The sequence below is a fragment of the Streptomyces sp. B8-7 genome (genome assembly GCF_058833805.1).
On record NZ_JBYRRL010000002.1, the window covers coordinates 261,615 to 287,221 of the forward strand.

Annotated in this window: 12 protein-coding genes and 1 pseudogene; 7 read left to right on the top strand and 6 right to left on the bottom strand. The window is 70.0% G+C overall.

The features are described 5' to 3' along the window. Positions 1-44: 44 nt before the first annotated feature. A pseudogene (locus tag AC5K6T_RS10025) lies at positions 45-1,203 on the top strand (IS701 family transposase). 282 nt (positions 1,204-1,485) lie between these two features. Here AC5K6T_RS10025 and AC5K6T_RS10030 read toward each other — a convergent pair. The 5 genes from AC5K6T_RS10030 to AC5K6T_RS10050 all read right to left on the bottom strand — a co-directional run bounded on the left by AC5K6T_RS10030 (position 1,486) and on the right by AC5K6T_RS10050 (position 13,392). Beyond that, complete coding sequence (locus AC5K6T_RS10030) at positions 1,486-2,994, bottom strand: hypothetical protein (RefSeq protein WP_493207679.1); 1,509 nt, start codon at positions 2,992-2,994, stop codon at positions 1,486-1,488. 25 nt (positions 2,995-3,019) lie between these two features. After that, complete coding sequence (locus AC5K6T_RS10035; RefSeq protein ID WP_493207681.1) at positions 3,020-6,661, bottom strand: hypothetical protein; 3,642 nt, start codon at positions 6,659-6,661, stop codon at positions 3,020-3,022. Beyond that, entirely contained in the window at positions 6,661-8,889 is a 2,229-nt protein-coding gene (locus AC5K6T_RS10040; RefSeq protein ID WP_493207683.1) for a hypothetical protein, read from the bottom strand. Before AC5K6T_RS10040 ends, AC5K6T_RS10035 begins: the two co-directional genes overlap by 1 nt. A 6-nt stretch (positions 8,890-8,895) precedes the next feature. After that, the gene (locus AC5K6T_RS10045) at positions 8,896-12,174 is read right to left on the bottom strand and encodes a DUF6603 domain-containing protein (RefSeq protein ID WP_493207685.1); all 3,279 of its coding nucleotides are present in this window, start codon (positions 12,172-12,174) and stop codon (positions 8,896-8,898) included. Between the two features lie 339 nt (positions 12,175-12,513). Further along, positions 12,514-13,392: a transposase gene (locus tag AC5K6T_RS10050; protein WP_493207687.1), complete on the bottom strand. Its 879-nt coding sequence runs from the start codon at positions 13,390-13,392 to the stop codon at positions 12,514-12,516. 180 nt (positions 13,393-13,572) lie between these two features. Here AC5K6T_RS10050 and AC5K6T_RS10055 point away from each other — a divergent pair, with 180 nt between their 5' ends. Beyond that, positions 13,573-13,716 carry a hypothetical protein gene (locus AC5K6T_RS10055; protein WP_493207689.1) on the top strand — a complete coding sequence of 48 codons (144 nt, stop codon included), beginning with the start codon at positions 13,573-13,575 and terminating at the stop codon, positions 13,714-13,716. A gap of 44 nt (positions 13,717-13,760) precedes the next feature. Here AC5K6T_RS10055 and AC5K6T_RS10060 read toward each other — a convergent pair whose 3' ends face one another. After that, the gene (locus AC5K6T_RS10060; protein ID WP_493207691.1) at positions 13,761-15,290 is read right to left on the bottom strand and encodes a helix-turn-helix domain-containing protein; all 1,530 of its coding nucleotides are present in this window, start codon (positions 15,288-15,290) and stop codon (positions 13,761-13,763) included. Between the two features lie 587 nt (positions 15,291-15,877). Here AC5K6T_RS10060 and AC5K6T_RS10065 point away from each other — a divergent pair. The 5 genes from AC5K6T_RS10065 (at position 15,878) to AC5K6T_RS10085 (ending at position 25,605) form a co-directional block, all read left to right on the top strand. Next, on the top strand, positions 15,878-16,192 hold the full coding sequence (locus AC5K6T_RS10065; RefSeq protein WP_493207693.1) for a hypothetical protein: 315 nt from the start codon (positions 15,878-15,880) through the stop codon (positions 16,190-16,192). 209 nt (positions 16,193-16,401) lie between these two features. Then, positions 16,402-16,824, top strand: a complete 423-nt coding sequence (locus tag AC5K6T_RS10070; RefSeq protein ID WP_493207695.1) for an effector-associated constant component EACC1 — start codon at positions 16,402-16,404, stop codon at positions 16,822-16,824. Continuing rightward, entirely contained in the window at positions 16,821-21,299 is a 4,479-nt protein-coding gene (locus AC5K6T_RS10075) for a caspase, EACC1-associated type (RefSeq protein WP_493207697.1), read from the top strand. The genes AC5K6T_RS10070 and AC5K6T_RS10075 overlap by 4 nt, the downstream gene beginning before the upstream one ends. A 336-nt stretch (positions 21,300-21,635) precedes the next feature. Further along, the gene (acnA, locus tag AC5K6T_RS10080; protein ID WP_493209262.1) at positions 21,636-24,353 is read left to right on the top strand and encodes an aconitate hydratase AcnA; all 2,718 of its coding nucleotides are present in this window, start codon (positions 21,636-21,638) and stop codon (positions 24,351-24,353) included. Between the two features lie 379 nt (positions 24,354-24,732). Further along, on the top strand, positions 24,733-25,605 hold the full coding sequence (locus tag AC5K6T_RS10085) for a YhjD/YihY/BrkB family envelope integrity protein (protein ID WP_493209264.1): 873 nt from the start codon (positions 24,733-24,735) through the stop codon (positions 25,603-25,605). Positions 25,606-25,607: the final 2 nt, after the last annotated feature.

Genomic DNA, 25,607 nt, shown 5'->3' on the forward strand with positions numbered 1-25,607 from the left:
GGTGGTTGCGGACATGGGAACGGCCACCGTGATCATTGACGTGTGTGAAGACGATCAAGAACCAGGTGGCCGTGGAGGCCACGATAGCCGAGCGGGTCCGGACGGCGGCGTTCGGGTCGCTGATGGCGGCGGTGGCCGTCTGCTTCCCGCGCCGGGACTCGCGGATGCTGGGCCGGGCGATGACCCAGGGCATGCTGATGGAGCTGGAACGGCGCAACTGCTGGACCCTCGCCGACGCGCTCGGGCACGACGGGCCGCACCGCCTCCAGCACTTCCTCTCGCGCGGCGCCTGGAACCATGACCTGGCCCGCGACCGTCTCGCCGCCTGGGCCGCGGCCGAACTCGCCGACGACGAAGCCGTGTTGATCGTCGACGAGACGGGTGACGAGAAGTCCTCCACCGACTGCGTGGGAGCCTCCCACCAGTACTCCGGCGCTCTTGGCGGGGTGGGTCTGTGCCAGGTCGCCGTCCATCTCACCTGCGCCTCGCCGCGCGGTCACGCCCTGATCGACCGCGAGCTCTACCTGCCCGCCGCCTGGGCCGAAGACGAGGAACGCAGGCTGCTGCGGCACGTGCCCGACGAGGTCACCTTCGCCACCAAGCCCCAGCTGGCCGCCGCCATGCTGCACCGCGCCCGCAGGCTCGGCCTTCCCACCCGCTGGTTCACCGGCGACGAGGTCTACGGCAGCCTGGAACTGCGCCACACCGCCCGCACACTGGGCTTCGACTACGCCCTGGCGGTCAGGGCCGACCACCGCGCGAGCACTGCCGCGGGCCGCTTCAGCGCCACTGAACCGGCGGCGAAGGTGCCGGCCAGGGCCTGGATGCGACGCCGCACGGGCAACGGCACCAAGGGCGACCGCCACTACGACTGGGCCCTGATCGACATCCTGGCCGACGACGCCCCCGCAGGCCGGGACGAGGCCGGGCACGCGTTCCTCGTCGTGCGCCGCCACCGTTACACCCGCGAACTGTCCTTCTACCGCTGCCACCCGCACCGTCGACACAACCGAACACGGCCTTCAACTCGCCCCGGCCAGCAGCCGCGAACTCCTGGCCGTCCTGCGGATCACCGCACTCCCCACGCCCCGCCGCGACCTCGAGCACGCCCTGCACTGGTCTGCCTGGCGCCGTCACCACCGACACCAGGCCACCGAGGCCCACCGCCGATGGAACAACATCACCGCGGCGGCGACCACATGACCGGAGCCGAACGATCAAGACTTACAGCTGCCGTGTCTGACGTGTCGTCAACCATGCAAGGTCATCTTGCACGTGTGTTGCACAGGGCGCTGAAAGACAACGGTGACCAATGGAGGGTCGTGAAGGTGAGTACCCGCAGTTCAGCTGGCATGTTGTGATGTCGTGCCCCTTGCCTCCGAGGGGCACGACATCGCGCCGGTCAGATGTCGCGGAAAAGACTCGGCAGCCCTGCGAGCTGCGCAGACTCGTGACGCAAGGCCTCTGACCTGGGGAAACGCTCAGTCAGTCAGCCACCGAGCGGATGTCGCCTCCGTTGGGTTCAGCGATGGTTCCTTGGCCGTCCGCAGCATCGTTCACGCTGCTGCGGGAGTCGTAGTAATGAACTCGCCAGGTGGCGTTGGAGTAGTTCCTACTGCCCCCGTAGACGTTGTCCCTGTTACCGGTCTCACAGTAGAGGTAAAGCTCCTTGTTGTGGCTGTTGACCTCCAGCTTGATGCGGTCACCGGCGCGGATAGCCCGCTTGCCGCCGACGGTGAGATTGTCAGTGATGGTGACGTTGTTGCCGGGCAAGACGTTGACGTGGCTGTTGATTTTGAGCGGTTCGCCGTACGGGCCGCGGAGGTCGGCGATTCGGACGGTCCCTGTCCCGACGGCGTTGAGGTTGCCGTTGGCGGTGAGCGTGCCCCCGACGGTGACGTTGCCGATGGTCGTGATGCTGTTGTTGAAGGTGCTCGCCCCGGTGACGTTCAGGGCCGCGTCGACTTTCAGGCCCGCGGGCTGGCTGATCCGCAGCGGGTTGCTGCCCGCGCCGCGCACCGATCCGGCGACCGTCAGGTCCTTGGCGGCGTTGGTGAGGCTGACGCTGTTGGCGAACGTACTCGCCCCGGTGACGTTCAGGGCCGCGTCGACCTTCAGGCCCGCGTTCTGGCTGATCCGCAGCGGGTTGCTGCCCGCGCCGCGCACCGATCCGGCGACCGTCAGGTCCTTGGCGGTGTTGCTGAGGCTGACGCTGTCGGCGAATGTGGCCGGGCCCTGGACGGTGAGGTTCCTGACGACGAGGTCAGGGATGCGTACGGTGACGGCCGTGGTCAGGGTGTGGGTGAGGGTGACGCCGCCTGCCGTGACCTCCGCGCGGAGCATGAATCCGGTCACGGTGGTCAGGCCGCGCGGGGTGGACCAGACACGTTCCTTGTCGAGGGAGACTCCGGCGGGGGCGTCGCCCCAGTACATCGTGTACTTCGCGTCCGAGCCCTCCCAGCGAAGCACGGCAACCTCACCGTTCTCCACCATGATCTTCTCGGGCGCGAAGTTCCGGAACACGAACCCGGCCGGGAATTTGTCCACCTCGACCGCGGCGTTCTTGTTGGTGAAGCTCCCGTTCGTCGGTGACGAACTTTCGATGATCTCGATGGAGACCTGACCCGCCGTGCGGTTGACCGCGATGTTAGAGAGGGTGAAGGTGATGATCTGTCCGGTGAACTGCACCGCGCGGGCCGGGGTGAAGGTGATGACCGCGAAGCCGCCGGAGACGGTGGGGAGAGACGGCGTCCAGCCGGTGCTGGCACCGGTCCTGATGTCGGCGCCCTCGGTAGTGAGGTGCTCGGCTCCTGCGCCGACCGGCACCCGGACGGTGATCTTGTTGCACCAGGCCGGGGTGGTGATCCCGCTGCCGACGTTGATGTTGACGGAGCCGTATTCGGTTTCCTCAGCGGAGCTCACCCGCAACGGCTTCGGTTCGGTCGACGGTTCGTATGGCAGCAGGTTGGTGGTGTTCACCATGACAACGCTCATGCAACAGCCCTTCTGAAAAGGAGGTTCAGGACGTCTCGGTCGCGTCGAGCAGCAGGTATCCGTACCGGGCCTCCGCCTGCGGATCCCCGAAGTGGGCCGTGGAATCGGCCGGAACGATCGGTAGCTCCACCCACTCGGTCGCCGACCCGCGCGGCTCGGCCCAACTCCACGCTCCGTGCCACGACGCGGGCTGCGGCAGCACCACACCTGCCTGCGCCGGCTCCTCCCCTGCCCCCGTCCGTCGGGCTTCCTCGGCCTTGTCGACCCGCTCGGCCGCGAGGAGCGGGCCGAGCCGGAAAGACGCCCGGATCCGCCGCATCGCCTCGGACACCAGGTCGTCGGGCAGCTGGACCTTGGTCACCGGGAGGATGTCCGTGGTGGCGTGCACCGCCGCGTTCGGATCCATCAGCAGCGTCAGGTGGTGCGTCACCGGCTGGTCCGGGGTGCGCGCGGGCACGGCCAGGCCATGGCCCTTGTCGATCGGGACGAGATAGCCCCCGCCACCCTGCGGCATGACCGCGTGGAAGAGTTCGTACGAGGTCTCCTGGTCGGGCCCGGTCGCCCCGGCGAAGTATCCGACGAGGCCGTCGCCGAGCCGCTTCTCGTTGCCCAGGCGCACCGGCCAACGGTAGCCGTCGTACTCCTCCTCCGACTCTCCGAGGACCTGGTCCCAGCTCGGGTTGCTCAGCAGCGGCCCTTCGAGCTCGACGCCCAGATCGGCGCGCACCAGTGCAAGCGGCCGGCCGATGAGCCGCAACGCGGAGCCGTCCTCCTGGGCCGCGTCGTCGAGGATGGTGTCGAGGGTCTGGTCGATGGTGTCGAGCAGACCGGTGAGTGCGGCGGCGGGTTTGTCCTTGAGGGTGCGGACGAACCGGGCCAGGTGCGGCATGGCGTCCTCGAATTCCTGGGCGTCGACGTCGGGGTGGGGCGAGCCGGGGAGCGGTAGCCACACGCTGTCGTCCGCGCCGTCGATGTCCTTGACGACGCGGAGTTCGCCGAGACAGACGCCGTCGGGTCCGTGGACGACGAGGGTCTGGTCGAGGTGGTTGAGCAGCAGCCAGCCGGCCAGGGGGTTTTCCGCCGTGGTCGCGCGGGCCATCGGCGAGAGCCGCTGTCCGTCCACGGCGCGTACGGTCTCCAGCCGCACGCGGGCGCCCTGAAGGAGACGCGGGCCGAGCTGGACGAAGCGGGCCGTGCCGATGAGGTCGTCGTGCAGGATCTCATCGGGGGCGACGCTCTCCGCGAGGGTGAGGGAGACCTGTTCGCGGTTGCCGCTGTTGACGATGTCGTAGGTGCGCCCGAAGCGGTCGACGACGCGCAGGTCGTGAAAGGTGAACTGGCCGGCGCGGACCGGCTGGAACGGCGTTCCGGGGTCGTCGGCGGGCGGTTCGAGCGGGCCGCCTTCCGGGACGCTCTGAATGTCGCCGACGAGCCTGGCGACGGCGTCGGGGACGTGCACGGTGGTCCTGGCGGCGCCGTCCTGCTGGACGAGCCAGTCGTGGAAGCCGTCGAGGCGCTGGGAGAGCATTCCCGGGTCGCCGAGTTCCTCGCGCAGGGCGAGCAGGCCTTCGGTGGGAGCGCCGGAGTAGGTGTCGAGGTAGCGGTCGATCTGCTTCTGCAGGACGAACGGCGCGCTCGGGGTGAGGAACGCCCGGTTCTTGAAGGTGAGCCACCGCAGGTCGGCTTCGCCACCGCCGGGCTGGGCTCCCCGGCCGGACCATTCGTAGCGGCTGCCGTTGAAGGTCCAGTAGGTGGTGTCGTCGGCCTGGAAGGGCGTGGGGCAGTACTTCAGTTCGTATTCGAGGTGCATGGGCAGCCAGGGCTGCCGCCATGGTGCGGTGTACTCGGGGACGGGCCCGGTGACGGCGGCGGGGTCCTTGAGGGCCGCGTCGAGAGCGCCGGGGACCCGGACCACCTGGTCCAAGAGGGCGAACTCGGCGAGCAGCGGGGTGCAGGCGTCGGGGAGACCGGCCAGTCCGGGGCCGGGCGGAGTAGTGGGCGGGTCGTAGGTCGTGCCGCCGACGGTGATCCGGGTGATCAGGGCCTCGGGAAGGCGGCAGGGCAGCGGGGTGTCCCGGGTGAGGGGTTCCTTGGCACCGGTGTCCTTGATGAGCACGACCGGGTCGGCGGGGCGGTAGTAGGACTCGCGGGCGGTGCGCTCCAGCTGGTAGCGCGGGTCGAGTCCGCGGTCGGTCGCGTACTGCGCGATGTCGGCCGCGAGTTCCTCCGGGGTGCCTCCGGTGGGCAGTTGCCTCATCAGCACGAACTGTTCGTCGAGCAAAGCCTTGGTCCGCCCGGCCAGGCTCGTCGTATCGCTCTCGTCGAGCTGGACATCAGCTGCGGCGTCGAAACCTGCGGGGTGCTCAGGGGTGAACGGGGGAACCGGCTTGTTGCGCAGCCACCAGATGTTCCACAGGCGCTGCTGAGAGCGGCGGAGCCTGGGCGTGAGGTCGTCGTACTGCCTTTGCACGTCGTTGAGTTCGGTGAGCCATTCGGGTTCCGGCGGCGGGGGCGGCAGCTCGTCGTCGCCTTCGACGGGGCGCGCGGTCACCTTCCAGACATGGCCGCCGTCGGAGCCGGAGAACCAGGAGTGATGGGTGAGGGTATCGAGGTCCTCCTCGCCGTCGGCGGTGTCGAGTGTTTCGAGGGTGCCGTGGAAGAGGGAGCGTACGAGGTCCCCGGTGCGCGCGGAGCGGGTCTGGCGGGCGGCCAGCCGGCCGAGGGCTTCGGCGCTGCTGCTGCCCAGCGTGAGGATCTCGCTGAGTTCGATGTTGCTCGGTTTGTCGGACTCGTAGGTGGCGCCTTCACGCTGCCAGTCGACTCCCAGCGCCGAGCCGCTGTAGAGGGTGCGGTCCAGGGCGTCGGCGGCGGTGCCGTCGGGTGTGTCCCAGCCGAGGGCTTCGAGGAGGTCGGCCGTCCCGCTCGCGTCCGGCGGGAGCAGACCGGGCACGGACGCGGCGTGGTTGAGGTAGTCGAGTGCGTCGTCGCTGTACCAGCCGACGACGAAGTAGCTCAGCGTCGCGTCGGGCGGGTAGTTGTCCAGGTCGCCTTTGAGGTCCTCAAGGCTGTCGTGGATCGAGAACACGTCTTTGTTGTACGGCTGGTAGGCCGCGAAGCCGGGTAGTCCGGGCCCGGCCGCGGTCAGGTGCGGTTTCTGGGCGGGTGGTTCGGTCCACGGTGCCCGGGTGAGGTCATGGCGGCGGCCGAGGAAGGTCAGTTCCAGCGGAGCGCCCTCCGGCGTGTCGGGGTTCGGGTGCTTGTTGGTGCCGTAGATGTCGTTGCCGTCGGCGTCCTGGACCGGGCGGCTCTCCAGGTAGTCGCTCTGCACGATCCATCCGACGGCTTTGCGGTCCGCCTCCGCCCCTGTGGTGCTGTAGCGCACGACCAGCCAGCGGTTGGGGACGAAGGGGAAGGCCGTCTCCCCCGTCGCCTGGTCGTAGTGTCCGTTGGCCAGCGCCTCGGGCAGCTGCCACTGGACGTAGACGCCTTCGGTGTCCGGGCCCATGGTCTCGGTGCCGATGCCGGGGGGCGGTTCCGCGCTCGCGCCCTCCTCGATCATGGCGTCGAAGTTCGGTGTCCACCGGTTGAACGTCTCGGCGGTGCGCGTCAGCCGGTTGACGACAAGGGCGTTCACCTTGACGGGGACGATCAGGTCCGTGGCGCTCATCAGGCGGTCTCCGTACGGGCAGCGGTGCCGGTGGGGCTGAGGATTTCCTGTTCCAGCGGGGCGTTGACGAGTTCCAGCGCCAGTTGTCCGGGATCCAGGTCGGTGAGACCGAACTCCCGTGCCAGGGCGGGCACCAGACCGTCGGTGCCGAACATCTGGAGCACAGCGGGTCCGGCGTCCGGGTCGGAGCGCAGGTGGAGGTCGAAGAGGCTGCCGGTGGCCGGGTAGTAGGTCTCCAGAGGGGTGCCGATCGGCGGGTCGGCGGCCAGGCTGCGCAGGCCGAGGCGGTTCCCGGCGTCGATGCCGTAGTGGATGCCCTGTCCCGGTTCGCGGATGACGACCTTGTCGGGAACGCCGTCCCAGAGGACGAGCAGGATCCTCTTGTCCGGTTTGGCGCGGCGCAGTTCGGTGAGGACGGTTCCGTCCTCGAGGTAGGCGGAGGTCTTGATGTCCGGCCAGGCGGGGATGAGTTCGGAGTGGATGAGCATCCCGCCGGCGGCCCGCTTCGTGTTGTCCGACCGGGCGGTGGCCCGGTTGAGTTCGGGGGCGAGGCGGCTGTCGACGGAGGTGTGTACACCGACGTCGGCGGCTCCGGCGACGAGCGCGTCCAGCCAGCCCTGGTCGAGGCGGAACATCCGGAGGGATTCCAGGGGCAGCATGCGCGGGTCGGGCACGAGGTGGTGGAACGGCACGCCCTGGAGCAGGCCGAGGCGGGCCTGCCAGGCGGCGATGGCCGCGGCGTTGCGTTCCGCGGTGGTCCGCAGCAGGGAGACGGCGCGTTCTTCCGCGAGCACGGACCTTGACTGTGCGCGTGTCACTCTCGGCTGCGGTGTCCTGCGTCCGGCGTCGTCCGGGAGCTGGGGGCTCGTGAGCCCGGTGCTGAGCCGCTCGCGGAAGCGTGCGGAGGCGAGTTCGCGCAGCGCGCCGAGGGCGGGCGGGGCGTCCGGGTCGACCGAGGCGCGCGCCGGGTCTCCGGCCAGCGCCATCAGTGTCGTCGCCCGGTTGGCGAGTTCGCGGCGGGCCCTGCTGACGGCGGTGGTGTATTCGGGGTCGGCCAGGCCGATGGTGCGGCCGAGAGTCCAGGCGACGGCATAGCTGACGTCGAAGATGCCGTGCTCGGGCTCGTAGATGAGCGCGTGGTCGGAGGTGGTGTGCGGGCCGGGGCTGTGCTCGGTGGGGACGTCGAAAGCGGTGACCGGGGTGGCCGGGCCTCGGTACCAGGCGAAGGTGCGTTCGCCGGAGAGGGTCAGGTGGGGGACGGCGGTGTAGCCGAGTGCAAGGCGCTCGCGGACGTAGTCGTCCTCGGGGTCGTCGTTGATCGGTGCGGTAACCGGTAGGCGCAGGGCGAGCTCTTCGGGCTCCTCGGCGCCGGGGGCGACGAGGTTCTCCAGCAGCGCTCCGGGGTCGGCGGCGGGCCCTTCGCTGCTGGTGAAGCTCCAGCTGTGCAGCGAGCACAGGCGGACGGCCGTGGTGCCGCCGGGCAGGGTGCCGGACAGGCGTCCCTCGAAGCCTTCGAGGGAGACGAGGTGGACGGCGTAGTTACCGGGGTTGCGGGGGAAGCGGTTGGCGTTGACGACCGCGTACTCCCCTTCTTCGAGGACTTCGCCGTCGGCCCGGGTCTTGTTCGCGTCGACGACCTTGCGGACGTGGGCGAGGTAGTACATCTCGTCGTAGCGCGGGGCGACCGCGTTGAAGAGGTCCGCCGGGACGTCGATGGTCTGGCACTTGCTCCGGGCCTCAGCCTCGTCGACGCCGCCGGGCGGCAGGTTCGGGCCCTTGACCCCCGCCTCGGCAGGGTTGCGGAGCTCCTCGACGGTGCGCAGCACGGTGTCCCCGGACGCGGCGGGGTCGTCGGGCAGTTCGTTCTCGCCGAAGACGAGCAGAGCGAGCCAGGGCGGGCAGGCCGGGGGCTGCTCGGCGCGGGTTCCGGCGAGGTTGCGTTCCCAGGGCAGGATCGACCGGCTGAGGGTGATGTGCGGCAGGGTCCTGGTATAGGCGCCGGTGCTCTCGCGCGGCGGGTAGTAGGCGTGGACGGACGCTTCGCCGAGCACGAAGCGGACGGCCTTGATCTCGAAGGTCTCCTCGGACGGGAGCAGCTTGTCCTGGGCGTCCAGTTCGCCGCCGGAGTCGCTGAGGGTGTTCTTGACCACGACCCGGTAGTCGCCGGGGGTGGCACGCGGGATCAGGTGGTCGAGGAAGTGGATGCGCAGATCCGGTTCAGCGGTCACGGCCGGTCACCTCGTCGCGGTGGTGGTCAGGGGCGGGGTGGTCAGGCTGCGGCCGGCGAGTGCGGCGTAGCCGGTGAGCGGACTGCCGGTGCCGGCGCCGGGGCCGGCACCGAGCCGGGCGAGGGTGCTGAGCACGGCGGTGCGGCGGTCCTGGACGGTGGGGGCGGCGACGGTGTTGGCGATGGTCCGGATGCTCTGGTCGTCGGCGTGCGGCTCGGGCCCGGCGGGGTCGGACACGCGCAGGGGCATGCGGCCGTCCGGGAGTCCTTCGTACGAGAGCGCCTGTGAGGTGACGGGCCCGGTGTCGGTGCCGTAGTCCGGCTTGGGCAGGGTGATCCTCAGTCCGGTGAGGCGGTTTTCGAGCAGTTGGTCGCCGTGAAGTGCATCACCTGGTTTGGCCAGGGGCTTGCCCCACAGGCCGGGGGCGACCGTGCCGGTGACCGGCTTGACCACCCAGTGATGGTCGGTGGGGTGGAAGGTCGTGCCGTCCTTGGTGATGGTGACCCAGTGGGCTGAGGTGACACCGGTCCTCCGCATGGGGCGGATGTCGATGGTCCCCTCGTCGGACTGTTTGATCAGCCGTTCGTTGATGTACAGGTGTGAGGCGGGGATGCCGGCTTCGGTGGTGAAGGTGAATCCGGCCGAGGAGACGAGAGTCGGCTCCTTGGCGGCCGCACGCCGGGTGATCTCGCCCTGGTCGGCGTCGGTGAGCAGGCCCTCGTTGGGGATGACCCGGGCGGGTGCGGGGATCTGGGTGCGGAACTCGGGCCAGTCCACGGTGGGGGTGCTGTCGCGGGAGGAGCCGAAGCCGAAGCTGAAGGAGATGAACCAGAGTTTGACGGTGGCCCGGCCTCCGAAGGGCGGCAGCCACAAGTGGAGGTCGATGCCGACCTCGACGGAGATGCGGACCCGGACGAACCAGACTTTGACGGTGGCCGCGACGCCGATGCTGATGCCGAGCCGCACGTCGAGGTAGAAGGGTTTCCACTGGACCAGCACGTCGAGGTGTGCGGTGAACCACGCGGAGAAGACGCCCTTGTCGTAGACGGCGGCCAGGCGTCCGCCGAACATGAACGCGGCGGGCGTGATCGCGGCGTAGGCCTCGGCCCGCACGGTGATGTCGCTGGCCGGGGACCACACGAACCCGAGTCGTTTGGGCCGGGGGTAGTGTGTGGGGACGTTGTAGTCGGGGTGGTAGCCGCCGAGGCTGATGGCGAAGTCACCGGCGCGGCCTCCGCCGGTCCAGACGTAGACGGCGACGCCACCGGTGAGTTCGATGGACGGATCGAGCACGTAGCTGCCGGGCAGCAGAGCCACGTCCATGGACAGGCAGTGCTCGGCGGAGCTGAAACCGAGGCTCAGGCCGATGTTCACCCTGGCGATGGCCCGGGCGTTCGGGTCGAGGGTGCGCGGCAGGCTGACGGAGGTGCGGCCGAGCACCATGGCCTTGACGGAGTCGCCGAGTTCGATGACGGCGAGGGCTTTGGTCTCGATGAAGCCGAAGCTGGTGAACTTCACTCCGGCGGCGATCCAGTACTGGCCCTCGGTGGGGCGGATCCAGCCGGTGGGTCCGGTCAGGGCCTTGAGCGCGTCCTCGGGGGTGTACGGAGTCGGAGCCGGCAGGCCGGGCAGGGCCTGGGCCGCGTCCAGTCGTGCCACCAGAGGGAATTCGGCGATCTCGGCGCCGGTGGGGACCTTTTTGAAGGAACTGTTGATCCCGAATCCGGCGGAGAAGCCGGTGACGGTGAAGGGCGGCGGGCCGAAGACCGAGGCGCCGCCGAGGAGGGAGATCTCGCCGTAGATGAACACGGAGTGCCAGCCTTCGACGCTGCGTGCCCACACGGCCTGGGCGCCGAGTTCCACCGCCATTGCCTGGACGAGGATCAGTCCGGCGAGTTCGAAATCGAGGGAGGGGTCGTCAGGTGTCTTGTTGAGCAGGCCGCCCTTGAGGCCGATGAGCCCGTCGGCGGCAGTGGCTTCGATGTTCATGCCGTGCAGGAAGGGCAGCAACGGGAAGCCGCCGCTCATGCCGACGTAGAAGCCGAGTCCGGCGACCTGCCAGGTAAGAGAACCGATCGTGACCTGGCCCTGGAGCTCGATCAGCAGGCCCTTTTTGAAGTCGTAGCGAAATACGATCGACGAGAGGTAGACCGGCCCGAACTGCTTGCCGATCACGAACTCGTATTCGAGCTTCGGCTTGTCCGGACTCTCCGGAGCCGGTCCGAACTTCGGCGGGACGGTGATCACCAGCGCCGGGGTCGGATGGCCCATGACCGCGAGGTGGACCGCCGCACTCACGTTCTTGCCCAGCGGGACCCCAGCCGCCGCGTTCACCACCGGCAACTGCTGGAGCGGGCCGAGGTCGTACTCCGTGACGACCCGGTTGATCTTGATGACGTCTTCGGCGCTGAGGTTCTCGGAGACGTACATGATCTGGAGCGCGGGCAGGGACAGCAGCCCGTTGCCGATCATGGGTCCGACCACCGGCAGCCCGGAACCGTCCCAGTCCGTGCGGGCCCGGACCATGGCGACGGTGGTGGCCTTGGGTTTGCCGTCCTGGCCGGTGCGGCCGAGCACCGTGGTCCGCAGCACCAGCAGTTCCACTGGATTCGCGCCGGTGCCGTGATCCACCGGCGCTTCGGCGGTGACCATCAGGTTGTCCGTCTTGCCCATCGGGTGCTGGTGCAGTTGGACCCGCTCCAGCCAGTCGACCAGCGGTCCGGGCAGTTCGACGCCGTACTCGCCCAGAGCTTCGAGCAGCGGGGTGATCAGCAGCGGCGGTCCGTCGAGGGGCTGGGCCGCGCCGATGGACTCCTTGCGCAGTTCGGCGCGAAACTCCAGCGGGTCAGCGACCGCCCCGCCGAGCTGGAAGCCCACCCAGGGCCCGGTGCCGGGGCACCGTCCGGCCGCGGCCGCGGCCTGTCCGGCGGCCAGCAGGACCCGCAGTGACCGGCCACCGGACAGCCCGGACAGGTCGACGCGGGCGACGGCGGTCTGGAGCAGCCAGGTCGCCGGGCTCGCCTCGAAGAGCAGCGCGTCGACCGCCGTGCCAGTGGCGAAGAACCGGGCGCTGGCCGGCATCGCCTCACCGGCCAAAGTGACGTTGCCGGTCACTGTCAGAGCGGCGCTGTCGGCAGTCGCTTCACTGAGGGTCAGAATGCCGCTGGGCAAGTGTTCCAGGGATCCGGCCTCGCCGGTCAGCCCGAGCCGCCCGGTGTCGAGCTCGAACGTACCGGCACCCCCCGCCGGGAACAGTGCAACCAGTTCGTCGACCGTCAACGCCATGGGTGACCCCTGCCTGTGGACACGGTTGAGTGAGGCGCCCGCGGAAATGTAGAGCCTCTGTGCCGGTATGTGCCGCTACGGAAAATAAAATAGGCGAGGGTCACGGAAACATCAATACGGAGCGTGCCGGCGGCACGACCATCCGCCCGATACGTCTGGAATACATCGGCCAGGGACCTGGAAATGGCCACCTATTTTCCGCCAAATGTTCTTTTGCGTGAGGGGATTTATGATATTTTTCGGGTCGTCGAAAGCGGACGTATAACCGAAGAGTCGTTCGGAGAATCGATTCGGTCAGCGCATTTGAAGACTGCCGAACCCATTGACCGCTCCACTTCGCTATCCGCCGTTTCGAATGAATTGCCGAATCGTGGAATTCGGCCATGTGCCCTGAGGGATGTCCCGTAAATGATCTTCGGGTCGACTCGTGCGCGGTTGGCCGCTGTGCGGCCCGCTGACCCACTCGGCGAGGGCGAGGATGTGCATCCGGGCGATGCCGAGCATGACGTGGTGGACACCGTCGCCCTTGAGGAGACGGTCGCGGAGGGTCTTCCAGGTCTTCATCCGGGCGAAGACGTGCCTGACGCGGGCTCGGACCTGCTTGTGGGACTTGTTGTGTTCCTCTTTCCAGGCCGGGAGTCCGCTCTGGCCGTGCTGTCGGCGCTGGGGGATGACGAGTCCGGTGCCCGGGTGGCCGCTGTCGGCGATCGTGAGGGTCTTGCCGGCGGCCTTGGCGCCGGATTCTTCCCATGCCTTGCAGTCGTTGCGGTTCCCGGCGAGCGTCCGGCCGACCACGACGGCCAGGCGGGTGTCGGCGTCGATGACGGCCTGGTGGTTGGTGGAGTACCGGTAGTTCTTCGACTGCTCGGCGATGGTGTGGTCCCGGGTGGGGACCAGGGTGCCGTCCACGATGAGTACGGTGTCCTTGGTGAACCGCTTGCGGGGCAGGAGCGCGAGCATCGGCCCGAGGTGGTCGATGATGCGGTCCGCTGCCGACTTGGACACCCCGAAGAGCGGGGCGAGTTGCCGCATGGTCAGGTTCGTGCGCCGGTGGGCCGCGACCAGCAGTGCCCGGTCCTCCGGCGGAAGGCTCCACGGCCGGCCCTTGCGGACGGCGTCCGCACCCTGGCGCCTCAGATCGGTCACCGGCTTCCCGAACTGCCTCGGACTCAGCACGCTGAACAGGGCTGTCCGGGACGGCTCCGACGCCGTGATCACACCAGCCGCGGCGAGATCGTCTCATCTTGATCACGCTGCGGGGCCGCCGGCCTCTGACGGGACCATCTCGGTCGCCCGGACGGATTCGGCATGAGAGCCTCACGCCAACCGCTACTGAAACCGGTGGGAGAGCTGTTGCACCAGCGCGGCTGGAGGACGGCGTTCACGGTCGCTGAAAGGGTGAACGCGTGGGCTGCCCTGGTGAGCGCCATCGAGCGCGGCCAGGGAGACGACATCTACGAGTACCCGCCCGGGGTGGTCAGGACCAGCAAGCGCCCCGAAGCCCCAGAGAAGTCCCACAGATGCCGCCGCACCCCTCCCTGACCAGCTAAAGAGCAGGTCAGACGGGGTGCGGCGGCATTCGCGTATCAAATGTCCCGGAAGATCTCGATCTGGGCGCCGACGGAGTTGAGGCGTTCGGCGAGGTCCTCGTAGCCGCGGTTGATGACGTAGACGTTGCGGAGCACGGAGGTGCCGTCGGCGGCCATCATCGCCAGCAGGACGACCACGGCGGGCCGCAGTGCGGGCGGGCACATCATCTCGGCGGCGCGCCAGCGGGTCGGGCCCTCCACCAGGACCCGGTGCGGGTCGAGCAACTGCAGGCGGCCGCCGAGGCGGTTGAGATCGGTGAGGTAGATCGCGCGGTTGTCGTAGACCCAGTCGTGGATCAGGGTCTTGCCCTGCGCGGCGGCGGCGATGGCCGCGAAGAACGGCACGTTGTCGATGTTCAGGCCGGGGAACGGCATCGGGTGGATCTTGTCGATCGGCGCCTCCAGCTTGGAGGGGCGTACCGTCAGGTCCACCAGCCGGGTACGACCGTTGTCGGCGTGGTACTCGGGCGTCCGGTCGTGGTCGAGGCCCATCTCCTCCAGGACTGCGAGCTCGATCTCCAGGAACTCGATCGGGACGCGGCGTACCGTCAGCTCCGACTCGGTGACGACCGCCGCGGCCAGCAGACTCATCGCCTCGACCGGGTCCTCGGAGGGCGAGTAGTCCACGTCGGCGTCGATGTGCGGCACGCCGTGCACGGTGAGCGTGGTGGTGCCGATGCCCTCCACCCGGACGCCGAGGGCCTCCAGGAAGAAGCACAGGTCCTGGACCATGTAGTTGGAGGAGGCGTTGCGGATGACGGTGACGCCGTCGTGCCGCGCGGCGGCCAGCAGTGCGTTCTCGGTCACCGTGTCGCCGCGCTCGGTCAGCACGATCGGGCGGTCGGGGCGGACCGACCGGTCGACCACGGCGTGGTACTGGCCCTCGGTCGCGGCGACGTCCAGCCCGAACCGCCGCAGCGCGATCATGTGCGGCTCGATGGTGCGGGTGCCGAGGTCGCAGCCGCCTGCGTACGGCAGCCGGAAGCGGTCCATGCGGTGCAGCAGCGGGCCCAGGAACATGATGATGGAGCGGGTGCGGCGGGCCGCGTCCGCGTCGATCGCGTCCAGGTCCAGATCGGCCGGCGGCACGATCTCCAGGTCCACGCCGTCGTTGATCCAGCGGGTGCGCACCCCGATGGAGTTGAGCACCTCCAGCAGGCGGTAGACCTCCTCGATGCGGGCCACCCGGCGCAGGACCGTGCGGCCCCGGTTGAGCAACGACGCGCACAGCAGGGCCACACACGCGTTCTTGCTCGTCTTGACGTCGATGGCGCCGGACAGCCGGCGTCCGCCGACCACGCGCAGGTGCATCGGGCCCGCGTACCCCAGAGAGACGATCTCGCTGTCGAGGGCCTCACCGATCCGAGCGATCATCTCAAGGCTGATGTTCTGATTTCCGCGCTCGATGCGGTTCACCGCGCTCTGGCTGGTTCCGAGCGCCTCGGCGAGCTGCGTCTGTGTCCAGCCCCGGTGCTGCCGGGCGTCCCTGATGAGCTTGCCGATGCGTACGAGGTAGTCGTCTGCCATGAGGCTGAGGCTATCTCAGATATGAGATGGGACTTGCCAGGGAGGGCCATTCGGGTGAATTTGTCGGATTGATGGAGGTGAATCAGCACATGCCGGTTTAGAGAGGCGGGGTGGTCCTGCTCGCCGCGAACCGCCGCGCGAGCGGCGGTGATGCGGGTGAGCCGTCTCACGCGACGGTGCGGGACGGCGGGTCCGGATCGCGGGCAGAGCGGGGCGTGCCGTCGGGGCGGGCTCGGGGTGACCCGGCCGTGCGGCGGCCTCCCCGGTCCTCCCCGGTCCTCCCCGGTCCTCCCCGGTCCTTCCCAGTACTTCCCAGTACTTCCCGGTCCTCCCTGATCCTCCCTGATCTTCCCTGATCCTCGATCCTCCCGGTTCTCCCCGGTCTTCCGGGGTCGGTCTCCAGGGGCTGTCTCCGGGGTGTGATCCGGCGGCCGGACCCCGCGCGCCGGGCGGCTTTGACAGCTGTTCATCTTCCTTGCCGCTGCCGGTCGGCGTCCGTTCGAGTCACTCCCGACCGGGGCGGAGGACACTGGCAGGTGATCGCCGCGCAGCCAGGAGACCGCCCGAACCGACGGAAGAAGAAGCCCATGAGTGCTGCAACCCCCACCACCGAGCGGCAGGCCCGCAGTGTTCAGCTGGCGTCCCGCGCCCTGGCCGAGGCGTTGTCCATGGCCGGCGCGGATCATCCGGAGGCCGGCCGGAGCGGTGGCCGGTCGCGCGGCGAGCTGGCGGCCGACGCCCTGCGCGCACACAGCGCGCTGTCCGCGCGCCTCGGGCGGTCCGTCCCCGTCACCGCGATGGGGCCGGGCGGCGGTGGAGTGCACGGGCTCGCCGCCTTCCTCGCGGTGTACGCCGGCCAGTGCGAGCCCGCAGGCGCGCGCGACCTCGGCACGGCCGCCTGAACCGGCCCGCACGCCCCGGGCCCGCTCCTGCGGCGTGCCGGACCCGAACTGTGCCTGCGCCGCCGGCCCGACCGCACCGCCGCGGGGCGGAGACACCTGTGCCCCGAGGAGGACGGGGTGCCCTGGTCAGGCCCGGCAGCCGCCGCTAGTCTCATCGCGGTTGTGAAGACGGCGGGTTGCGCGCGGCGGTGACAGGGGGCTTGTGCGAAGTGACACTGAACACCACCGGACAACAGTCGGCTGACCAACTTCGTTCACTTCATGCCTGGTTGACAGATGTCGACGAGTTGAGAGGCCGAGTCGACTGCAGGTGGAGTCCGCCCGGGAAGGGCACGCTCGGACCTTTGCTCGACGCGCTGACAGTGGTCCTCGGTCCCGGCGCCGCGGCGACCGCGCTGGCCACGACCGTCGTCGCCTGGCTGCGTGCCCGGCGCAGTGACCTACGCATCAAGGTGACGCTTCCGGACAGCCGTTCGATGGAACTCTCCGCCAGGAACGTGGCCGATCTCGACGCGGCAGCCCTACGGCGGCAGGTGGCCGAGGTCGCGGCCCTGCTCGGCGCGCAGGACCCGCAAGGAGACGCGACCTTGGAGATCGCCCCGCCCGAGAGCCGCGAGGACCGTGACGGATGACCGATCTGGACGGCGCGGGCGTACAGGTTCTGCTCATCGCCACGGCGACGCACCAGGACGGCGGGCTGCCCTCGGTACCCTCGGTCGCCGACAGCTTCAGAGATCTGCGGACCGCTCTGATCGAGCGGTGCGGGGTGCGCCCGGACCGTGTGACGGCGGTGCTCGACCCAGCCGACGCCCAGAGCATGGCCCTCGCCGTGGCCAGGGCGGCGAAGCGGGCCGACACCGTTCTGCTGGTCTACTTCATCGGGCACGGCCTCCTCACCCCGGGCGGGGACCTCTACCTGGCCGCCGGCAACACCGCTGAACTCACTCCCGGCATGGCCGAGCACCAGGCGTACTCCTTTGCCGCTCTGCGGGAGGCGGTGCTGGCGAGCCGGGCGACGTCCAAGGTCGTCCTGCTCGACTGCTGCTTCTCCGGGCGGGCGTCGCTCGGCGGCACCTCACTGGTCACCGCGTTCAACGCGGCACCCGGCAACGGGATGTATCTCCTCGGGTCGGCGGAGCTGCTGGCCCGCGCTCCGGAGGACGCCGGACACACCACGTTCACCGGAGCGTTCCTGGAGCTGTTGCAGCACGGCGACGCCGAGGGGCGGCAGTCGCTGACCCTGGACGCGGCCTACTACGCCCTGGACCGGAGGCTGCGGGACAGACAGCAACCCGTACCCCGGCGGGTGAACGGAGACCTCTCCGGCAACCTCGTCATCGCGCCGAACCCGGCCTTCCGGACCCGCGCCGCCACACCGGAGCGGCAGCCGCCCGCTGACAGCGTCTGCCCCTACCCAGGGCTCGGCCCCTTCACCGTGAACCGAGCCGATGTCTTCGCCGGGCGGACGACGATGACCGAACGCCTGGTGAGGGCGACGGCGGCCGCCTTCGGCGGGCCCGGCCCCCTGATTCTCGTCGGGGCGTCCGGCTCCGGAAAGACCTCCCTGCTCAATGCCGGTCTGCTGGCCCGGCTGCGCACCCATGGCCTGCCCGGCCTGCCGGGGTCGACCGGCTGGCCCGTCCGGCGTCTCACTCCCGGCAGGAACCCGCTCCGAAACCTGGCCGACGCCCTCGCGCCCGAGTCGTCCGACGCCGCAGAGTCGTTGCTGGCGAACGGTCACACGGCCGCACTTGTGGACCCGCTGCTGGATCACCCGGGCCAACGGCTGGTCATGGTCGTCGATCAGCTGGAGGAACTGTTCACCCTCGGTACGGACCCGGAGGAACAGACGGCGTTCCTGACGGCGGTGACCGCACTGGCCCGGCCTGGAGAGGGCCACGAGCCGCGGGCCCTGGTGGCCTTCGCACTGCGGGCGGACTTCTATGCCCAGGCGGCCGTACACCCGGAACTGCGGACCGTCCTGAGCGACAGTCAGCTGCTGGTCGAGCCGATGGACGCCGGTGAACTCCGCGCCTCGATCGAGGAACCGGCAGCCACCGCTGAGTTGGTGCTCGAGGACGGGCTCGCCCCTCTCATCCTCAAGGAGCTGGGCAGAGCGACCGGCGGACGGTCGCCCGCGGAGGCGCTGCCCCTCCTGTCCCACGTGCTGCAGGAGACGTGGAAGGAACGCGAGGGCCTGCGGCTCACCGTCTCCGGCTACCTCGCCACCGGGGGCATCACGAAGGCCGTCGCGACCACCGCGGAGAACGTCTACGGTCGGCTCGACGCGGCCGGCCGGGAGGCCGTGCGTCTCATGCTGCCCCGGCTGGCCCGGGTGAGCGAGGACGCCGCCGACACCGCGCAGCCCGTCGAATGGCCCGTACTCCTGCACGGGGTCCCCGACGAGACCGTCGCACGGGACGCGGTCAGACGGTTCGCCGACGCCCGCCTGCTCACCCTCGACCGCGACACGGTCCGGATCAGCCATGAGGCGCTGCTGCGCGCCTGGCCCCAGCTGGCGCGGTGGATCGACGAGGACCGCGACCTCCTGCGCGCCCGCCAGCAGCTCGCCTCCGACGCGGCGGGCTGGGAGCGCTCCGAACGGGACCCCTCCCTGCTGTATCGCGGGAACCGGCTGGCCGCGATGCGGGAGCGCACCGCAGCCCCGGGCGCCCCACCGCTCGGCGCGGTGTCCGCCGAGTTCATGGAGAGCTCCTGGCGTCAGCACACGCGCGAAGGCCGCCGACGCCGTGTCGCGTTCACCTTCCTCGTCGTGCTGGCCCTGGTGGCGACGACCGGCCTGGTCGGTGCCGGGATCTACTGGCGGCGGGCCGACCAGGCCCAACAGCGCGACCTCGCCCGCTATCTGGCCGCCGAGGCCGAGGGCCAGCGCGACCTGAACCCCGGGCTGGCCAAGCAACTCAGCCTGCTCTCGTACCGGATCGACCACAAAGCCGGCCGCAGCGCCCTCCTCAACAGCCAGCACACCCCCGGCGTGATCAACGGCGACGATCCGGCCTACGACCTCTCCCACAGCGCGGACGGCCGGGTGCTCGCCATCTCCACCGGCGACTCGATCGTGCTGCGCACCCGGAGCGGCGACGGAAGAATCGGGGGCGTCCTGCACGGCCCGATCGCGGTGGCCGCCGCCGGGACCGTGCTCGCCGCGGCCACCTACGACCACGAAGGCTCCACCGCGGCCACCGTACGGCTGTGGGACATCTCCCACCCCGACCGCCCACGGGAGCTGGCCGCGCCCACGACGTCGGACACGGTCACCGCGCTGGTGTTCGGCACGGACGGCAGCACCCTCTTCGCCGGCACGTCAACGGGTGAGATCCTCCGCTGGGACACCGCTGATCCGACGGCCCCGCAGGCCCTGTCCGTACTGCGGGGGCACAGCAAGCAGGTCGACTCGCTGGCCGTCTCCCCGGGGCGTGGGCTGCTCGCGAGCGCGAGCGTCGACGGGCGGATACGGCTGTGGAAGGCGACCGGCAGCACACCACTCGCCACGCTGCGCGCGGCGCCGTACACGTCCTCCTCCTCCGGACCCGAACGACCCCTGCACCGGATCGCCTTCGACAGTGCGGGCGGACTGCTGGCGGCACCGGCCGAGGAACCGGCGAAGAAGGACGCCTCGACGCCCGAGGACGACCTGGCCCTGTGGACGCTCGACGACCCGCGGGCTCCCCGGCAGGTCGTGGCGGCGGACGTCGGTGTGTCGAGCAGCTCCCGCAAGTGCCTCCTCGGTGTGACCTCGATGGCGTTCGCCTCCGAGAGGAAACGCATCGTCGCGAGCTGCGGCGGTGGCTGGAAGACCTGGATCTACACCCACGGAACCGACGCGATCCTGCCCGGCGCGCAGAACACGGTCTTCGGCTCGGACGGCGGGGTGGCCCTGTTCGTCCCCGGCAACGCCGAACAGCTGCTCAAGGCCACCGACCGCGGTGTCCAGGTCTGGAGCCTCTCCAACGGCGCCCAGCCGGGGGCGGTCGGGTTCATACCGCCGGCCCCCGGCACCGGAGGCCGGCTGTCCCTGGCGATGTCCGGGAAGCGGCTGCTCCTCGCCTACCAGGGCGTGGGCACGAACTGGCTGCGGGATCTCAGTCTCCGGCATCTGCGATCCAACCCGCTGGCCGAGACGGCCGCCCCCGACATGTTCACGGGACAGGACATCGCCCTCAGCCCGGACGGCAAGATCCTCGCCGCTACCGAGGTCTACAAGCAGGGCAAGGAGACGTACGCCAACCTCATTCTGCGCGGCACCGCCAACCCGGAACAGAAGCTGGGCATGGTCGACGTCAACAACGGCGTAGGGGCACTGGCCTTCAGCCCGACCAAGCCCCTCCTCGCCGTCTCCGACTACAACGGCGTCGTGGCCAGGAACCTCAAGCCCCAGGTCGTTCGGCTCTACGACATCGCCGACCCCAGGCATCCGCGGCAGCTCTCCACGATCGAGACGACGGGGTACACGCTCGGCTTCTCGCCGGACGGCAGATCGCTGGTCATGAACGAGGCCGCCGAGGGCGACATCAGGCCCGGCCGCCCGCGGGCGGGCCCACTGGTACGCAGTTGGGACGTCACCGATCCCGCGCACCCGTCCGTCTCGTGGTCGCTGCGCCTGCCCCCTGGCACCGAGTACGCTCATTTCGCGTTCCGGCCGGACGGGAGGCTCTTCGCGCTCTACGACGGCACCGGAACGCTCCGGCTGTGGGACGTCCGGCACGACCGCCTCGTCGGTCCGCCTGTCAGGGTCTCCATCGGCGAGCGCCAGAGCCCGCTGGCCTTCAGCCCCGACGGGACCCGCCTCGCGCTGATCGCGACCGACAAGGACTACGACACTCGCCCCGAGGTCTGGGACGTGAGCGATCCGGACTCACCCACGCGGCAGTTCCACATGCCGACCGCATCAGGCCTCTACTCCCTGGCTTTCACTCCTGACGGCAGGACCCTGGCCGTCGTCCGGGCCTCCGCGGGCATCGACCTGTGGGATGCCGATCCGCAGCGCGTCATCACGGAGCTCTGCAACGCGGTCGGCGACCCCGTCTCCGAGCAGGACTGGAAGAAGTACCTGCCGGACCGTCCCTACCAACCGCCCTGCCCGTGACGTGGATCACCTCGCTCGCGGTACGACCGTGGGTGCGGGGACGGCGGACGAGGGTGAGGCGGCCTGCGATCCGAGCGTCCCGCGTGCCCGGCGAGGAGCTGGCCGGTGTCGAGGCCGACGCCTGCACGGGCGAGATGCGGGCGGACACGGAGGCCTGGGCATGACCATCCCGCGCCCATGTACTAGTGTTATCTCGACATCGAGATATCTGTCGGGGCGCACCGCGGCCGCCACCCGGTAGTAAGGCATACCTAACTTAGCCGAACCTCAGCGGATCGGCCAAGGCCTGTGGCGGCAGGATGCGGTGGTACGCGCACATCAATGAAGGAGACTGTCGTGTCGGCGAACAGCTTCGACGCCCGCAGCACGCTGCAGGTGGGCGACGAGTCGTACGAGATCTTCCGGCTGGACAAGGTCGAGGGCTCCGCGCGCCTTCCCTACAGCCTGAAGGTGCTGCTGGAGAACCTCCTCCGCACCGAGGACGGCGCGAACATCACCGCCGACCACATCCGCGCCCTCGGCAGCTGGGACTCCCAGGCCCAGCCGTCGCAGGAGATCCAGTTCACGCCGGCCCGCGTGATCATGCAGGACTTCACCGGTGTGCCCTGTGTCGTGGACCTCGCGACCATGCGTGAGGCCGTGAAGGCGCTCGGCGGCGACCCGGCGAAGATCAACCCGCTGGCGCCCGCCGAGCTGGTCATCGACCACTCCGTCATCGCCGACAAGTTCGGCACCAACGAGGCGTTCGCCCAGAACGTCGAGCTGGAGTACGGCCGCAACCGCGAGCGCTACCAGTTCCTGCGCTGGGGCCAGACCGCGTTCAGCGAGTTCAAGGTCGTCCCGCCCGGCACCGGCATCGTCCACCAGGTGAACATCGAGCACCTGGCCCGCACGGTCATGGTCCGCGGCGGCCAGGCCTACCCGGACACCCTGGTGGGCACCGACTCGCACACCACGATGGTCAACGGCCTCGGCGTGCTCGGCTGGGGCGTCGGCGGCATCGAGGCCGAGGCCGCCATGCTCGGCCAGCCGGTCTCCATGCTGATCCCGCGCGTCGTCGGCTTCAAGCTGACCGGCGAGCTGCCCACCGGCACCACCGCCACCGACCTCGTCCTCACGATCACCGAGATGCTGCGCAAGCACGGCGTCGTCGGCAAGTTCGTCGAGTTCTACGGCGAGGGCGTCGCCGCCACCTCGCTGGCCAACCGCGCCACCATCGGCAACATGTCGCCGGAGTTCGGCTCCACCGCCGCGATCTTCCCGATCGACGGCGAGACCCTGAACTACCTGCGCCTGACCGGCCGCTCCGCCCAGCAGGTCGCGCTCGTCGAGGCGTACGCCAAGGAGCAGGGCCTCTGGCTGGACCCGAAGGCCGAGCCGGACTTCTCCGAGAAGCTGGAGCTGGACCTCTCCACGGTCGTCCCCTCCATCGCCGGCCCGAAGCGCCCGCAGGACCGCATCGTCCTCGCCGACGCCGCCGAGCAGTTCAAGCGTGACGTCCTCAACTACGTCTCCACCGCGGACGAGGCGGGCGAGGAGTCCTTCCCGGCCTCCGACGCCCCGGCCGTGCACCCCAACGGCGGCCCGTCCAACCCGGTCACCGTGACGGCCCCCGACGGCTCGACGTACGAGATCGACCACGGCGCGGTGACGGTCGCGGCCATCACCTCCTGCACCAACACCTCCAACCCGTACGTCATGGTCGCCGCCGCCCTGGTGGCCAAGAAGGCGGTCGAGAAGGGCCTGACCCGCAAGCCGTGGGTCAAGACCACCCTCGCCCCGGGTTCCAAGGTCGTCACCGACTACTTCGACAAGGCGGGCCTGACCCCGTACCTCGACAAGGTCGGCTTCAACCTCGTCGGCTACGGCTGCACCACCTGCATCGGCAACTCCGGCCCGCTGCCGGAGGAGGTCTCCAGGGCCGTCAACGACCACGACCTCGCGGTCACCTCGGTCCTCTCCGGCAACCGGAACTTCGAGGGCCGGATCAACCCCGACGTCAAGATGAACTACCTGGCCTCCCCGCCGCTGGTGGTCGCGTACGCCCTCGCCGGCTCCATGAAGGTGGACATCACCAAGGACGCCCTGGGCACCGACCAGGACGGCAACCCGGTCTTCCTGAAGGACATCTGGCCGACCGAGGCCGAGGTCAACGACGTCGTGGCGAACGCCATCGGCGAGGACATGTTCGCCACCTCCTACGAGGACGTCTTCGCCGGCGACGCCCAGTGGCAGGCGCTGCCGGTCCCCACCGGCGACACCTTCGAGTGGGACGCCGAGTCCACCTACGTCCGCAAGCCCCCGTACTTCGACGGCATGACCATGGACCCGGCCCCGGTCGCCGACATCTCCGGCGCCCGCGTGCTGGCCAAGCTGGGCGACTCGGTCACCACCGACCACATCTCCCCGGCCGGCGCCATCAAGGCCGACACCCCGGCCGGCCAGTACCTCACCGGGCACGGTGTGGAGCGCCGCGACTTCAACAGCTACGGCTCCCGCCGCGGCAACCACGAGGTCATGATCCGCGGCACGTTCGCCAACATCCGCCTGCGCAACCAGATCGCGCCGGGCACCGAGGGCGGCTACACCCGCGACTTCACCCAGGACGGCGGACCGGTGTCGTTCATCTACGACGCCTCCCAGAACTACCAGGCGGCCGGTGTGCCGCTGGTCGTCCTGGCCGGCAAGGAGTACGGCTCCGGCTCGTCCCGCGACTGGGCCGCCAAGGGCACCGCGCTGCTCGGCGTCAAGGCCGTGATCGCCGAGTCCTACGAGCGCATCCACCGCTCCAACCTCATCGGCATGGGCGTGCTGCCGCTGCAGTTCCCCGAGGGCGCCTCGGCGCAGTCCCTCGGCCTGACCGGTGAGGAGACCTTCTCCTTCACCGGCGTGGCGGAGCTGAACAACGGCACCACCCCGCGCACGGTGAAGGTCACCACCGACACCGGCGTCGAGTTCGACGCGGTCGTCCGCATCGACACCCCCGGTGAGGCCGACTACTACCGCAACGGCGGCATCATGCAGTACGTGCTGCGCTCCCTGATCCGCAAGTAGGCGGCAGGCGGGCGGAGCCCGCGCGGCACCGCAGGGCCGCGTCCCCGGCGACGGGGGCGCGGCCCTGCGCCGTTCGCCGGCGCCCCTGTGCCCCGGCGCCCCTGTGCCCCGCCCCCCCTGCGCCCCGGGCGGCGGGGACGCACCCCGCGCTCCCGCCCCCGCGTTCCCGGGCCGCCGTGCTCCCGCCCCCGCGTTCCCGGGCCGCCGTGCTCCCGCACCCCGCGCTCCCGGGCCGCCGTGTCGCGGGCCCGTCGGGGCAGCGGCCGCGGTTAGGGTCGGGCGTCCCGTCGGATCGCGATCCCCTGGAGGCAGGACGGCCGGCACCAGTCGCGAGCGCGTCGTCCGGACGCTGACGTTCTGGCTGCGTCCCGCCTTCGCGCTGCGCGTCGTCAGCCGCTTCCAGAAGATCATCGGCTTCGACCGTGCGATGGCGCTGGCGTCGAGCGCCCTCACCGCGCTGGTGCCGCTGGTCGTCCTCACCGGTGCCGTGCTCGGCACCTTCGTGGAGGCCGACGCCGCGGACCGGATCATCCACCGCTACGGCCTGAGCGGGGCCGGGGCCGACGCGGTCGACGCGCTGCTCTCGCCGGCCGAGGGGGCGAGCACCGCGGTGAACCTGTTCGGGCTGGTCTTCCTGGTCATCTCGGCGCTGAGCTTCGCGCGCGCCGCCCAGCGCCTGTTCGAACAGACCTGGGACCTCAGACCGCTGAGCGTGCGCAACTCGCGCAACGGCCTGTGGTGGATGCTCACCCTGGGCGGCTACGCCCTGGTCACCGGCTGGATCGCCGCCGGGTTCGGCGGGCGCGAAACGGGTGTCCCGGCCGCGGTGACCGAGGGGCTGGTGACCGCCGTGTTCCTCGTGTGGAGCGGCCGCACCCTGTCCGCCCGGCGGATCTCCTGGTCCGACCTGGTTCCGTTCGGCGTCACCGCCGCCGTGGTGACCGCCGGCTACTCGTTGTGGGCGACGTTCTACCTGCCCCACCTGTTCAACGCGTACGCCACCCGCTACGGCGTGGTCGGCGCCGTCTTCGCGATGCTGTCGGCCCTGTTCGCGGTGATGCTCGCCCTGGTCGGGTCCGCGGCGCTGGGGCGCGAGGTCGGCGACGAACTCGACCGGATCCGGCGGGGCCGGCGCCCCTCCGAGGACGAGGTGCGGCGGCAGTGGGACGGCGTCGTGGAGCGGACCCGCTCCAACTGGCGGCGGGTGCGCGAGGACGTCGCCGCCCGCCGCAGGAGGAACTCCGGCCGCTGAGC